This window comes from Streptomyces sp. CS113, from assembly GCF_002188365.1.
GTDB classification, from domain to species: Bacteria; Actinomycetota; Actinomycetes; order Streptomycetales; family Streptomycetaceae; genus Streptomyces; species Streptomyces tendae.
This window is the reverse complement of the sequence record NZ_KZ195574.1, coordinates 1,535,152-1,549,071: the sequence shown is the minus strand read 5'-3', so window position 1 is coordinate 1,549,071 and position 13,920 is coordinate 1,535,152. Positions and strand designations below refer to the sequence as shown.

Sequence of the window (13,920 nt, the reverse complement as noted above, 5' to 3'; positions counted from 1 at the left end):
GGGCGCGCGCCGGTGTGTTCGCGCGCCACCAATTCCCCCGTTGCCGCACATGGTCACCGGCCACCCCCGTACGGTGGTGACGGCGACACAGATCTTGCGGAGCCGTGGGCAGAGAGGGCCTGACGCCATGGACCATGGCACCGAGCGGGACGCACCTCCCGGCCACCGTGCCGGACCCGACACCGTGCCGGCCGACCCCGTGACGGGCCGTGTCCCGCTGGCCGTCGTCGTGGTGGACCGCGACGGACTGGTCTCCCACTGGAGCCGGGGCGCACGGCGGTTGTTCGCCCTGCCCAAGGAAGAGGCGATCGGGCGGCCCGCCGCCGACCTGCTCCCCGTCTCGGGCGTGCTCCCCGGGGACGCGGCGGAGGACGACGATCCGGCCCACGCGCCGTACCCGGACCACGACGGCCTCGGGCCCGGCCTGGAGTCCTCCCTCGACGGGCGGCTCTCCTACCCCGCGGCGGGCCGCGCCCGGCTGACCGTGCCGGCCGACGACCGGGTGGACGTGCTCTGGTGGGCCTACCCCCTGGTGGGTCCCGGACCGGAGCGGCTGCTCGTGCTGGCCGCCGACGCGGACGGGCTGCGCCGGGACTACGCCGACGGGAGCGCGGGGCCGGCCGTCGTCGAGCGGATCGCGCCCGGCTTCGCCCTGCACACCGACTTCCCCGGCGCCGACGAACTCGCCCGCCGCCTCCCCGAGATCCTGCCCAGCATGAGCGTCGGCGAGAGCGCCCGCATCGTCGCGCAGGTCCTCGAACTGGGCTACCCCGTCCTGGAGTTCAGCCAGAACGACCGGGTGCCCGTCACCCCCGACTGGGGCGTTCCCCGGCGGGCCGAGCGCCGGGCACGCCGCGAGCGGGCCGCGCGGGCACTGGCGGCGGGCGAACCGGTGCCGGACGAACTGCGGGACGAGGCCGAGGACCTGGAGTACGCGGCGGTCCGCGAACGCCTGGAGTTCCTCAACGAGGTCAGCGGCGCGATCGGCACCTCGCTGGACCTGGCACGGACCATCGTCGAGGTCAGCCGGGCGGTCGTCCCCCGCTTCACCGACGTCGCCGGCACCTATCTGCGCGAACAGGTCGTCGCGGGCGAGGGCTTCCCCGACGGCGTGCCCGACACGACGACCATGTGGCACCGGGTCGCCCTCGAGCACACCGACGAACCCGGCCGCTGGGACGACGTCGTACCGGTCGGCGAGGCCATGCCCTTCCCGGCGCACACCCCCTTCTTCCAGTGCATGACCAGTGGTGAGCCGGTCCTGGTGCCGCGCATCACGGAGGAGATGGGCCATGCCATCGCCTCCCAGTTCGAGAAGCGGGACATCCGGCCGCTCATCACGGGCCGCTCGATGCTGCTGGTGCCGCTCAAGGCACGCCAGGTCGTCCTCGGCTTCATGATCCTGCTCCGGCACCCGGAGCGGCCCGTGTTCAACGACATGGACCGCGTCACCGGCGCCGAACTCGCCGCCCGCGCGGGCCTCGTCCTCGACAACGCGCGCATGTACACCCACCAGGAGAACGTCGCCGAGACGCTCCAGGACAGCATGCTCCCGCACATTCCCGCGCGCCTGGCGGGCTGCGACATCGCCACCCGCTACCTGCCGGGGACGCTGCTCGGGCGGGTCGGCGGCGACTGGTTCGACGCGGTCAGGCTGCCGGGCGCGTGCACCGCCCTCGTCGTCGGCGACGTCATGGGGCACGGCCTGGGCTCGGCCGCGATGATGGGCCAGTTGCGCACCGCCGTCCAGACCATGGCCGGCCTCGACCTGCCGCCCGCCCAGCTCCTGCGCAACCTCGACGACCTCGCCCAGCGGCTCGGCGACACCCACCTCGCGACCTGCCTGTACGCCGTGTACGACCCGGTCGCCGGCGAACTGCACCTCGCCAACGCCGGTCACATCCCGCCGGTCCTGGTCCGTGCCGAGGACGGCGCCAGCGAGCTGATCGACCTGCCGACGGGAGCGCCGATCGGCGTCGGCGGGGTGCCCTTCGAGTCGGTGCGCGTGCCGGTGGCGCCCGGCGACCGGCTGGTGATGTGCACCGACGGTCTGGTGGAGGTGCGGGGTGAGGACATCGGCGTCGGCCTCGCCACCCTCTGCGAGTCCGCCGCCCACCCGGCCGCGTCCATGGACGACGCCTGCGACACCATCATCCGCGCCCTGGGCACCCGGGGCGGCCGCAAGGACGACGTCGCCCTGCTGATGGCCCGGCTGACCGGCATCGAGCCCGACGCCGTCGCCGAATGGAGCCTCTCCCGCGACCCGGCCGAGGTGGGCCGCGCCCGCGCGGCGGTCCGCGAGCAACTCCACGACTGGGGGCTGCCGAAGCTGGCCGGCCCCGCCGGGCTGATGGTCAGCGAGCTCGTCACCAACGCCGTGCGGCACTCCCACGCCCGACCCGTCGAACTGCGCCTGGTGCGCGCCGACACGCTGCTGTGCGAGGTGGACGACGACGACCACGACCTGCCGGCGCTGAAGAGCGCGGGCCCCGAGGACGAGACCGGGCGCGGCCTGCGCGTGGTCAGCACCCTCGCTCGCGCCTGGGGCGCCAGCCGCACCAACGCGGGCAAGACGGTGTGGTTCGAGCTGACGCTGCCCGCCCGGTACCGCTGACGCCGGGGCGCCGCCGCGAGGCGGGTGCTCGCGGGCGGGCGCTCCGCCGTCCTAGGCGGCGTCGCGGCGGCGCGCCGCCCTGCGCTGAAGGGACTCGCGCCGGGCACGCAGCTCCCGCTGGCGACGTCGGCTCTTCCTGCCCCGCGCGGCCCGCGCACGGGCACGGGCATCCCTGAGCCTGGTGTGGTCGAGCCTGGTCAGGTACCACATGAGACCGCAGAACAGGGCCAGGAGCAGCACGCCGAGGACGGCGGCGACGGCCGGCGGCATGTCCGCGACCTCGATGTCCCGGTACTTTCCGACACCCACCGCGGACCCCCTCGCTCCCGTTGCCGCCCGCGTCGTCCCGCGCCCGGCCGCCGCCGCAATGTACCGGATCGGCCCGCGGACCGAATCCGCCCGGCGCGAACGGCCGGTGAAGGAATGCGCCCGGCGCTTGTGGCCGTGCGCCGGGCGCGATACACCGTACGGACCCGCCGTCGCCGGCGGGCCGTACGTCGTCGCACCTGGGGAGACGGGCATGAGCGTGACGAGTCGGTACCGGGACGCCTGGGAGGGCTTCTGGAGTGAGGCCTCCGGAGACCGGGGGGCGGTGTTCTGGGACGCGGAGCCCACCCTGACCGCCGGTCGCCACCTGGCCCACTTCGAACCGCACCTGACCGATCCCGCCCTGCCGTTGATCGACCTGGGCTGCGGCAACGGCACCCAGACCCGCTACTTCGCCGAACGCTTCCCGTACGTGGTCGGCGCCGACCTCTCCGCCGCCGCCCTCGGCCACGCCCGCAGCGCCGACCCGGCCGGACTGGCCGCGTACCGGCAGTTCGACGCCGCCGACAAGGCCGAGGCGGAGACACTGCACACGGAGCTGGGCGACGCGAACGTATACGTCCGGGGCGTCCTGCACCAGTGCGAGCCCGACGACCGGCAGCCCCTGGCCGACGCCCTCGCCGCGCTCCTCGGCGAACGCGGCCGCGCCTTCCTGGTCGAGCCCTCCCAGGAGGCCAAGACCGTCCTGGCGGGCCTGGCCCAGGGGCCCGCGGGACCGCCCGCCAAACTAGCCCCCGTCCTCCGCCACGGCCTGACCCCGGCCGCCGTACCCGACGAGGCGGTGCCGGAGTACCTCGGGGCGGCCGGACTGACCGTCCTGGCGAGCGGTGAACTCCCCCTGGTCACCACGGAGTACACCTCGGACGGTACGCGCGTAGAACTGCCGTCGACGTGGGTGGTGGCGGGCGTCGCCTAGCGTCGGGGCGGTGGACTCGAAGCACCGGCCCGCGCCCCGGGCGAGACGCCCCGGGCCGGCGGCGGTGCTCGGCGCCCTGGTGCCGCACGGTCGGTGGAGCTGATGGGCGCACTCCCGGGAAAGCGCAGATGGTAGGCCGTACGGAGTCCTTTAGTGGTCCAGACCACCGGTGGTTATCCACAGGCCTGGCAGAGGTGGCCGGGCAGCGCGTACGGTGCGAGCCATGAAGATCCTCATCAGTGCCGACATGGAAGGTGCCACCGGCGTCACCTGGCCGGCCGACGTGCTGCCGGGCACGCCGCAGTGGGAGCGGTGCCGGTCGATGTTCACCTCGGACGTGAACGCGGCCGTGCTGGGCTTCTTCGACGGCGGCGCCGACGAGGTGCTGGTCAACGAGGCGCACTGGACCATGCGCAACCTGCTCCTGGAGCGGCTCGACGAGCGCACGGAGATGCTCACCGGGCGGCACAAGGCGCTGTCCATGGTGGAGGGCGTCCAGCACGGCGACGTGGACGGCATCGCGTTCATCGGGTACCACGCGGGCGCCGGCATGGAGGGCGTCCTCGCGCACACCTACCTCGCCAACCAGCTCACCGGCGTCTGGCTGAACGACGTACGGGCCAGTGAGGGTCTGCTCAACGCACACGTGGTCGCCGAATACGGAGTGCCCGTGGTGCTGTTCACCGGAGACGACGTGGCCTGCGAGGACGCGCTCGGGTACGCGCCCGAGGCGCGCAAGGTCGCGGTCAAGGACCATGTGTCGCGGTACGCGGCCGTGTGCCGCACCCCGGCCAGGACCGCCGCCGACATCCGCGCCGCCGCCAAGGAGGCCACCGCGCTCGCGGTGCGGCACGAACCCGTGAGCGGCGGTCCCTTCACCCTCGCCCTGGAGTTCGACGCCGAGCACCTGGCGGCGGCCGCGACCGTGGTGCCCGGTGTGGCGCAGGTCGGGGAGCGGAAGGTCGCGTACACCCACGACACGATGTTCGAGGCGATCCGGACGTTCAAGGCGGTCACCACGATCGCCTCGGCCGCGGTGGAGGAGCAGTATGGCTGAGCACACGGGGACCGGACCGGACACCGGCGAGCAGGCGCTGGACGAGGTCGTCCGGTTCACCTCCGAGCTGATCCGGATCGACACCACCAACCGGGGCGGCGGCGACTGCCGGGAGCGGCCGGCCGCCGAGTACGCCGCCGCGCGGCTCGCCGAGGCCGGGATCGAACCCACGCTGCTGGAGCGCACCCCGGGCCGTACCAACGTCGTGGCCCGCATCGAGGGCACCGACCCGTCGGCCGACGCGCTGCTGGTCCACGGTCACCTCGACGTGGTGCCCGCCGAGGCCGCCGACTGGAGCGTGCACCCGTTCTCCGGGGAGATCCGCGACGGCGTCGTCTGGGGGCGCGGCGCGGTCGACATGAAGAACATGGACGCGATGATCCTCGCGGTCGTCCGCGACTGGGCCCGGCGGGGCGTGCGGCCCCGGCGGGACGTGGTGCTCGCGTTCACCGCGGACGAGGAGGCCAGCGCCGAGGACGGCTCCGGATTCCTCGCCGACCGGCACGCCGCCCTGTTCGAGGGCTGCACCGAGGGCGTCAGCGAGTCCGGGGCGTTCACCTTCCACGACGGGTCCGGGCGGCAGTTCTACCCCATCGCCGCCGGCGAGCGCGGTACGGGCTGGCTCAAGCTCACCGCCCGCGGCCGGGCCGGGCACGGTTCGAAGGTGAACCGGGAGAACGCGGTCACCCGGCTCGCCGCCGCCATCACCCGCATCGGCGACCACGCGTGGCCGCTGCGCCTGACCCCGACCGTGCGCGCGGCGCTGACCGAGATCGCCGCCGTCTACGGCATCGAGACCGACCTGAGCGACGTCGACGCCCTGTTGGACAAGCTCGGCGAGGCGGGCAAGCTGGTCGAATCCACCGTCCGCAACAGCAGCAACCCGACCATGCTGGACGCCGGGTACAAGGTCAACGTCATCCCGGGAGAGGCCGTCGCCCACGTCGACGGGCGGTTCCTGTACGGCGCCGAGGACGAGTTCCGCAGCACCATGGACCGGCTCACCGGGCCGGACGTGGACTGGGAGTTCGTCCACCGCGAGGTCGCCCTCCAGGCGCCGGTGGACGCGCCGACGTACGCCCGGATGCGCGCGGCGGTGGAGGAGTTCGCGCCCGAGGGGCACGTCGTGCCGTACTGCATGTCCGGCGGCACGGACGCCAAGCAGTTCTCCCGGCTCGGCATCACCGGATACGGCTTCGCGCCGCTGAAGCTGCCCGAGGGCTTCGACTACCAGGCCCTCTTCCACGGCGTGGACGAACGGGTCCCGGTCGAGGCACTGCACTTCGGAGTCCGGGTCCTGGACCGCTTCCTGCGCACGGCGTAAAGACCCGGGCACCGCCCGGACGAGCAAGCACCTGGAGGAGAAGTGGGGGAGTCAGTGCCGACTCTTTCGTACGGATCGTGGCCCTCTCCCGTCGACGCGGCCCTCGCCGCCGCGCACGACGGACGGCCCGACGACGTCGGCTTCGTCGGTGACGAGACGTGGTGGACCGCGCCCCGGCCCACCGAGGGCGGGCGGCGCACCCTGGTGCGGCGGCACGCCGACGGCACCGAGGAACCGGTGCTGCCCGCACCGTGGAACGTGCGCAGCCGCGTCATCGAGTACGGCGGCCGGCCGTGGGGAGCGGTCACGACCGACGCCGGTCCCCTGGTGGTCTTCGTGAACTTCGCCGACCAGCGGCTTTACGCCTTCACGCCCGGCGACGGCGAGCCGCGCCCCCTGACGCCGCTCTCCCCGGTGGGCGGCGGACTGCGCTGGATCGAGCCGGACCCGCGCCCCGAGCGCGGCGAGGTGTGGTGCGTCCTGGAGGAGTTCACCGGCGAGGGGCCCACCGACGTCCGCCGCGTCCTCGTGGCCGTGCCGCTGGACGGCTCCGCGGCGGACGACCGGGGCGCGGTGCGCGAACTCGCCCCCGAACGGCACCGCTTCGTCACCGGACCCCGCCTCTCGCCCGACGGGCGCCGCGCCGCCTGGCTCGCCTGGGACCACCCGCGCATGCCCTGGGACGGCACCGAGCTGATCGTCGCCGACGTCGGCACCGAGGGCACCTTCCAGGACGCCCATACCGTCGCCGGCGGGCCCGAGGAGTCCATCGCCCAGGCGGACTGGGCCCCGGACGGCACCCTGCTGTACGCCTCCGACCGCACCGGCTGGTGGAACCTCTACCGCGACGGGCAGCCGCTGTGCGCCCGTGAGGAGGAGTTCGGCGGGCCGCTGTGGAAGCTCGGGCAGCGCTGGTTCGCGCCCCTGGACAGCGGCCTCGTCGCGGTCCTGCACGGCCGGGGCGCCGCCGTCCTCGGCATACTCGACCCCGAGACCGGCGACGTCGTCGACGCCGCGGGCCCCTGGACCGAGTTCGCGCCCACCCTCGCCGCGCACGGCGAGCGGGTCGCCGGTGTCGGCGCCGGCGCGCACAGCGGCTACGAGGTGGTGGAGCTGGACGCCCGCACCGGCCGCGCCCGGGTGGTCGGAGCCCCGCACGAGGACGCCGTCGACCCGGCGTACTACCCGCGGCCGCGGGTCCGCACCTTCACGGGCCCGGGCGGCCGCGAGATCCACGCCCACCTCTACCCGCCGCACCACCCGGACTGCCGCGCCCCGGAAGGTGAGCTGCCGCCCTACGTCATCTGGGCGCACGGCGGTCCCACCAGCCGGTCCCCGCTCGTCCTCGACCTGGAGATCGCCTACTTCACCTCCCGCGGCATCGGCGTCGCCGAGGTCAACTACGGAGGTTCCAGCGGCCACGGCCGGGAGTACCGCAACCGGCTGCGCGAACAGTGGGGCGTCGTCGACGTCGAGGACTGCGCGGCCGTCGCGCTCGCCCTCGCCGAGGAGGGCACCGCCGACCGGGAGCGGCTCGCCGTGCGCGGCGGCAGCGCGGGCGGGTGGACGTCCGCCGCGTCGCTGGCCGGCACCGACGTCTACGCCTGCGGCACGATCATCTACCCCATCCTCGACCTGACCGGCTGGGGCACCGGCGAGACCCACGACTTCGAGTCCCAGTACCTGGAGAGCCTGATCGGCCCGTACGCCGAGGTCCCGGACCGCTACACCGAGCGGTCGCCCGCCGAGCACGCCGGAAGCGTCACCGCCCCGTTCCTGCTGCTCCAGGGCCTGGACGACGTGATCTGCCCGCCCGTGCAGTGCGAGCGGTTCCTCGAGCGCATGGCCGGCCGCGGTGTGCCGCACGCCTACCTCACCTTCGAGGGCGAGGGACACGGATTCCGCCGCGCGGAGACCATGGTGCGCGCCCTGGAGGCCGAGCTGTCCCTCTACGCCCAGGTCTTCGGGCTGACCCCGCCCGGCGTCCCCACGCTGGAGCTGACCCGGTGAGCCGGGTGGCGGAGCTGGTCCGGCCGGCCCGGCTCGCCCCCGGCGCCCGGGTGGCCGTCGTCGCGCCCAGCGGGCCGGTGCCCGAGGAGCGGCTCCAGGCGGGCCTGGACGTGCTGCGCGGCTGGGACCTCGACCCGGTCGTGGCGCCCCACGTCCTGGACCGGCACGGCACCTTCGACTACCTCGCGGGCACCGACGCCGACCGGGCCGCCGACCTCCAGGCCGCCTGGTGCGACCCGGCCGTGGACGCGGTGCTGTGCGCCCGCGGCGGGTACGGCGCCCAGCGCATGGCCGACCTGCTCGACTGGGAGGCGATGCGCGCGGCCGGTCCCAAGGTGTTCGTCGGCTTCAGTGACATCACCGCACTGCACGAGGCGTTCGCCGGCCGCCTCGGCCTGGTCACGCTGCACGGGCCGATGGCGGCCGGGATCGACTTCGTCAAGAACGCCCGGGCGCAGGAGCACCTGCGGGCCACCCTGTTCGAGCCGGAGACGGTCCGGGTGATCAGCTCGGGCGGCACCCCGTTGGTGCCCGGCCGGGCCCGCGGTGTCACCCTGGGCGGCTGCCTGGCCCTGCTCGCCGCCGACCTGGGCACGCCGCACGCCCGGCCCTCCGCCCGCGGCGGGCTGCTGTGCCTGGAGGACGTGGGGGAGGAGGCGTACCGCGTCGACCGCTACCTCACGCAGTTGCTCCGCGCCGGCTGGCTCGACGGCGTCGGCGGCGTGCTGCTCGGCTCGTGGGAGGAGTGCGGGCCCTACGAGCGGCTGCGGCCCCTGCTGGCCGACCGGCTCGGCGGGCTCGGCGTGCCGGTCGTCGAGGACTTCGGATTCGGACACTGCGAGGGGGCGCTGACCGTCCCGTTCGGCGTGCGGGCGGAACTGGACGCCGACGCGGGCACCTTGACGCTGGAGGCGCCCGCACTGCGCCGGCCGTCGTAGGCTGCCCCCATGCCGCACACCCCGTCCCGCCACCTCGCCGAGGGCCCGCGCGTGGGCATCCGGTACTTCACCTACGCGGACGGTGCCGAGTTCACCGAACGGGCCCGTCAGAGCAAGGACCTGCACCACCCCTGGCTCTTCCCGCCGGACAGCGCCCAGGCGTACGAGGCCTACGCGGGCCGGCTCATCGAGGACCCCGCCAAGGCCGGTTTCCTGGTGTGCGAGAAGGGCCCGGAGGCGGCGGACGGGGCTCGCGGCCCGGTACCGGACGGCGGCTCCATCGCCGGGTTCGTGAACATCAACAACATCGTCGAGGGCGGCTTCCGCAGCGGCGCGCTCGGCTACGGCGCCTTCGCGCACGCGGCGGGCCGCGGACTGATGCGCGAAGGGCTCGGCCTGGTGGTGCGCCACGCGTTCGGGCCGATGCGGCTGCACCGGCTGGAGATCAACGTCCAGCCGGGCAACGCCGCCTCGATCGCGCTGGCCCGCGCCTGCGGATTCCACCTGGAGGGCTTCTCGCCGAGGATGCTCTACATCGACGGTGCCTGGCGCGACCACCAGCGGTGGGCGATCACCGCCGAGACCGTGACGCAAACGTGAGACACGTCGCCCCGTCCCGGCCGACGGAGCCCCTGTTCACCGCGCCGGGGAGCCGCTTCCATAGGGAACCGTGACGACGATCCGACGCGAGGTACTGACCCTGCCCGCCGCGCCGCTGGGGCCGGACAACCCCCTGCCGCCGCTGCGCCCCCTGGACGAGGCCCACCGCATCGACGACCGGGACCGGGCGGACCTGCCGCGCGACATGGCCCGTCAGGTCGACTACGAGCCACTGCGCAGCCTGCTGCCCGTCCAGGTCCGGGACGGCTACGACCGGGAACGCGCACCGGGCGAGCTGGACGCCCTCGTCATCGAGAACGACCGCCTGAAGGCCACCGTCCTGCCGGCCCTCGGCGGCCGCATCGCCTCCCTCCACCACAAGCCCACCGACCGCGAACTCCTCTACGTCAACCCGGTCCTCCAGCCCGCCAACTTCGCCCTCAACGGCGCCTGGTTCTCCGGCGGCATCGAATGGAACATCGGCGCCACCGGCCACACCACCCTGTCCTGCTCACCCGTGCACGCCGCCCGCGTCCCCGCGCCCGACGGCGGGGAGATGCTGCGCCTGTGGGAGTGGGAGCGGCTGCGCGACCTGCCCTTCCAGGTCGACCTGTGGCTGCCGGACGGCTCGGACTTCCTCTACGTCGGCGCCCGCATCCGCAACCCGCACGAGCGCCCGGCGCCCACCTACTGGTGGTCCAACATCGCCGTCCCCGAGGACCGCCGCGTCCTCGCCCCCGCCGACGAGGCCTGGCTCCCCCACTGCCCTAAAGGCGTGGGAGGTACCCCCATCGGTTACGAGCGCAGGCTGCGCCGGGTGCCCGTGCCGGAGTACGACGGCGTCGACCGCACGTACCCGCCGAACAGCACGTACGCCGCCGACTACTTCTACGAGGTGCCGGACGGCCGGCGCCGCTGGATCGCCGCACTCGACGAGCACGGCCACGGGCTGGTGCAGACCTCGACCGACGCGCTGCGCGGCCGCAAGCTGTTCGTGTGGGGCACCGGGCCCGGCGGCCGCCGCTGGCAGGAGTGGCTCACCGAACCCGGCACCGGCGGCTACTGCGAGATCCAGGCGGGGCTCGTCCGCACCCAGCTCGAACACGTCAAGCTGGAGGCGGAGAGCGAGGTGTCCTGGCTGGAGGCGTACGGACCGCTGGAGGCCGCGCCGGACGGCGACTGGCCCACCGTGCTGCGCCGGGCCGAGGACCGGCTGGAGGCCGCCCTGCCGCGGGCCGACGTCGACGCCGCCTACGACGCCTGGCGGCCGTACGCCGACACCGAGCCCGGCGAGCGCCTGGCCACCGGGTCGGGCTGGGGCGCGCTGGAAGTGCTGCGGGCCGGCTGGAAGCTGCCCGGCACCCCCTTCGACGAGGACACCCTCGGCGAGGAACAGCGGCCCTGGCTGCACCTGCTGCGCGCCGGATCCCTGCCCGAACCCGAACCCCACGCGCCGCCCGGCGGCACGCTGGTCGCCCGCCCCTGGCGGGACATGCTGGAGACCACGGCCGCCACCCCCCTCGCCGAGTACCACCTCGGAGTCGCCCAGTGGCACGGCGACGACCGGGCGCAGGCGGTGCGCAGCTGGGAACGCGGGCTCACGTCCGCCGTCGACCGCTGGCCCCTGCTGCGCTGCCTCGCCGTCGCCGACCAGGAGGACGGCCACCGCGAGCGCGCCGCCGACCGGTACGCGCAGGCCTTCGACGACCTGTGCGCACGCCGGACCGAGGCGGCGGAAGGGGACCGGGAGTGGACGACCGTCACCGCGGCGCTCGGCCGGGAGGCGATCGGGGCGCTGCTCGCGGTGGGACGCACCGCGGACGCCCGGACCGTGTGGGGGCGGCTGGACCCCGAAACCCGGGCCCGCGGCCGGTTCCGGCTGACCGAGGGCGAGTTGCTGGCCGCGGAGGGCCGGCCCGAGGAGGCGCGGGCCGTGTTCGACGAGAACTTCGAGGTCGCCGACCTGAGGGAGGGCGCCGACAGCATCGGCCTGCTGTGGGCGAGGCTGGACGACGCACCGCTGCCGGCCCGCTACGACTTCCGGATGCGGCCGGGCGGGGAGTGAGCCCCGCCGGGCCTCGGGGCGTCGGGGGAGGGGGCGCTACTGCTGCCGGTCCACGTACTCGTAGATCACCCCGTCCGGATGGCGGGCGATCAGATTGCGGCCCCCCGGCGTCGCGACCGGGCCGGCGATGATGTCGGCGCCCAGGGAGCTGAGGACGCGATGGGTCTCCACGACGTCCGACACGGCGACCGTCGCGGCCACCTTGCGCAACACCTCGAGCTGGGACTCGGGCCCGCTCATCAGCAGGAAGCAGCCGATGGCGGCGACCTGGACGCCGCCGCGTTCGAAACGAAGGGCCTCGCCGCCGGCCAGACCCTCGTAGAAGGGGATCGCCTTGTCCAGGTCGTCGACGTAGATGCGCAGTGTGGCTCCCAGAATGTCCATACGGACGAGCCTAGTTGGAACGGCCGACCGCCCACTCCCGGTCCGGCCGTCCGGCAGCCCGGCCATGGAAGCCGGGCCCGCGGGTACCCGCAACGCATGGAACGCATGGATCACTTGGAACACCTGGACAGGCAACTGGTCGACGAACTGGCGCAGGTGGCACGCGAGACCGTGCGCGACGAACTGCGCGAACAGACCCGCAGGCAGCGCCGCAAGGCCGCGTTGTACGCCGCGTCCGGCACCGCCGCCCTGTACGCGGGCGCCGCCGTCGCGCTGGCCGTGGGACTGGCACTCGCCCTCGTGCTGCCCGGCTGGGCCGCCGCGCTGATCACGGCCGCCCTCCTGGGCGTCGCGGCCCACCTGCTGCGCGGCGCGGCCCGCCCGCACGCCTCCGGGCCGGGCTCCGCCCACGGCACCGGGCACGAGCACGTCGTCGGCGGCGGGGCGCCCGGCGGGCCCCCGAGCGGCCTCGGCGGTGTGCCGTACCCGCCGATGCCGCCCGTAGCGCCCGGCGGTGCGGGCGGAGCGACCGGCGCACCGGGCGCGGGCACGCCCGCACCGGGCGGCACCGGACCGGCGGCCCCGCGCCAGGACGACATCGACCCCGAAGCCCGACGCGAGCGCGGCTGACCGGCCGCGGACAGGGGTACGCTCCGCACGGACTGTGCATCCGTGCGGAGCGTACCCCTGTCCTTCCGGCCGGGACGCGCGTCAGGCGCTCCGCGGGAGCTGCGGCAGCACCTTGGTGCGGTAGAGGTCGAAGAAGCCGCGCAGGTCCGGGCCGATCTGGTTGACGTAGACGCGGTCGAAACCGGCGTCGGCGAACTGCTTCAGCTCCGCGACGTGCTCGTCGACATCGGCGCCGCACACCCGGTTGTCGCGGACCATGTCCTCGGTGACCAGGGTCTGCGCCTGCTCGAAGTGGATCGGCGAGGGCAGCACCTGGCCCAGCTCGCCGGGCAGCTGTTCGTTGGCCCACAGCCGGTGCACGGTGCGCACCGCGGCGTCCTTGTCGGTGTCGTAGCAGACCTTGGTGCCCCCGCTGACCAGCTTCCCGCCGCCCCCGCCCTTGCGGTACTGCTCCACCATCGAGGCGTCCGGCATCATCGTGATGTAGCCGTCGCCGACCCGGGCCGCCAGCTTCGTCGCCGCCGGGCCGAAGCCCGAGATGTCGATGGGGACCGGCTCGTCGGGCACCGTGTACAGGCGGGCGTTCTCCACCGTGTAGTGGGTGCCGTGGTGGTTGACCTCCTCGCCGGTGAGCAGCCGCCGGATGATCAGGATGGCCTCCTCCAGCATCTCCAGGCGTACGTGCGCGGCCGGCCAGGCGTCGCCGAAGATGTGCTCGTTCAGCGCCTCGCCGGTGCCGACGCCCAGCCGGAAGCGGCCGTCCGTCATCACCGCGCTGGTCGCCGCGGCCTGCGCCACCACCGCCGGGTGGATGCGCACCGTCGGGCAGGTCACCGCCGTCTCGATCGGCAGGGACACGGCGTCGGACAGTGCGCCGATCACCGACCACACGAACGGACTCTGGCCCTGTTCGCCGTTCCAGGGGTGGTAGTGGTCGGAGATCCACAGTGCCTGGAAACCGGCCTGCTCGGCCATCCGGGCCTGCTCGATCAGCTCGGCGGGACCGTACTGCTCGCACGAGAGGAAATAGCCGTACTCGGGCATGGGGGGTTGCC

At 74.3% G+C, this 13,920-nt stretch carries 12 protein-coding genes; 9 read left to right on the top strand and 3 right to left on the bottom strand.

The window, feature by feature from the left end; all coding sequences use genetic code 11:
- Window positions 1-127: 127 nt before the first annotated feature.
- Window positions 128-2,614 (top strand): ATP-binding SpoIIE family protein phosphatase, encoded by a 2,487-nt coding sequence (locus B9W62_RS06635; RefSeq protein ID WP_179235376.1) that lies wholly within the window; start codon window positions 128-130, stop codon window positions 2,612-2,614.
- 51 nt (window positions 2,615-2,665) lie between these two features.
- On the opposite strand, the gene B9W62_RS06630 is transcribed toward B9W62_RS06635, so the two are convergent.
- Window positions 2,666-2,923 carry a hypothetical protein gene (locus B9W62_RS06630; protein ID WP_087806101.1) on the bottom strand — a complete coding sequence of 86 codons (258 nt, stop codon included), beginning with the start codon at window positions 2,921-2,923 and terminating at the stop codon, window positions 2,666-2,668.
- A 211-nt stretch (window positions 2,924-3,134) separates the two neighbouring features.
- Between B9W62_RS06630 and B9W62_RS06625 the strand changes: the two genes are divergently transcribed.
- The 7 genes from B9W62_RS06625 (at window position 3,135) to B9W62_RS06595 (ending at window position 11,851) form a co-directional block, all read left to right on the top strand.
- Window positions 3,135-3,857: a class I SAM-dependent methyltransferase gene (locus B9W62_RS06625; RefSeq protein WP_087806100.1), complete on the top strand. Its 723-nt coding sequence runs from the start codon at window positions 3,135-3,137 to the stop codon at window positions 3,855-3,857.
- A 223-nt stretch (window positions 3,858-4,080) separates the two neighbouring features.
- A complete protein-coding gene (locus tag B9W62_RS06620; protein ID WP_087806098.1) occupies window positions 4,081-4,914 on the top strand; it encodes a M55 family metallopeptidase in 834 nt (277 codons plus the stop codon).
- A complete protein-coding gene (locus B9W62_RS06615; RefSeq protein WP_087806096.1) occupies window positions 4,907-6,238 on the top strand; it encodes a M20/M25/M40 family metallo-hydrolase in 1,332 nt (443 codons plus the stop codon). Before B9W62_RS06620 ends, B9W62_RS06615 begins: the two co-directional genes overlap by 8 nt.
- Window positions 6,239-6,292: 54 nt before the next feature.
- A complete protein-coding gene (locus B9W62_RS06610) occupies window positions 6,293-8,248 on the top strand; it encodes a prolyl oligopeptidase family serine peptidase (protein ID WP_256976207.1) in 1,956 nt (651 codons plus the stop codon).
- A 5-nt stretch (window positions 8,249-8,253) separates the two neighbouring features.
- A complete protein-coding gene (locus B9W62_RS06605; protein ID WP_087811778.1) occupies window positions 8,254-9,186 on the top strand; it encodes a S66 peptidase family protein in 933 nt (310 codons plus the stop codon).
- A 9-nt stretch (window positions 9,187-9,195) separates the two neighbouring features.
- Window positions 9,196-9,786, top strand: a complete 591-nt coding sequence (locus tag B9W62_RS06600; RefSeq protein ID WP_087806092.1) for a GNAT family N-acetyltransferase — start codon at window positions 9,196-9,198, stop codon at window positions 9,784-9,786.
- 70 nt (window positions 9,787-9,856) lie between these two features.
- The gene (locus tag B9W62_RS06595) at window positions 9,857-11,851 is read left to right on the top strand and encodes a DUF5107 domain-containing protein (RefSeq protein ID WP_087806090.1); all 1,995 of its coding nucleotides are present in this window, start codon (window positions 9,857-9,859) and stop codon (window positions 11,849-11,851) included.
- Between the two features lie 36 nt (window positions 11,852-11,887).
- On the opposite strand, the gene B9W62_RS06590 is transcribed toward B9W62_RS06595, so the two are convergent.
- On the bottom strand, window positions 11,888-12,235 hold the full coding sequence (locus B9W62_RS06590; RefSeq protein ID WP_087806088.1) for a VOC family protein: 348 nt from the start codon (window positions 12,233-12,235) through the stop codon (window positions 11,888-11,890).
- Between the two features lie 96 nt (window positions 12,236-12,331).
- Here B9W62_RS06590 and B9W62_RS06585 point away from each other — a divergent pair, with 96 nt between their 5' ends.
- A complete protein-coding gene (locus B9W62_RS06585; RefSeq protein WP_087806086.1) occupies window positions 12,332-12,865 on the top strand; it encodes a phage holin family protein in 534 nt (177 codons plus the stop codon).
- An 81-nt stretch (window positions 12,866-12,946) separates the two neighbouring features.
- Here the strand turns inward: B9W62_RS06585 and B9W62_RS06580 are convergent, their stop codons facing one another.
- Entirely contained in the window at window positions 12,947-13,909 is a 963-nt protein-coding gene (locus tag B9W62_RS06580; protein WP_087806084.1) for an LLM class F420-dependent oxidoreductase, read from the bottom strand.
- Window positions 13,910-13,920 lie beyond the last annotated feature (11 nt).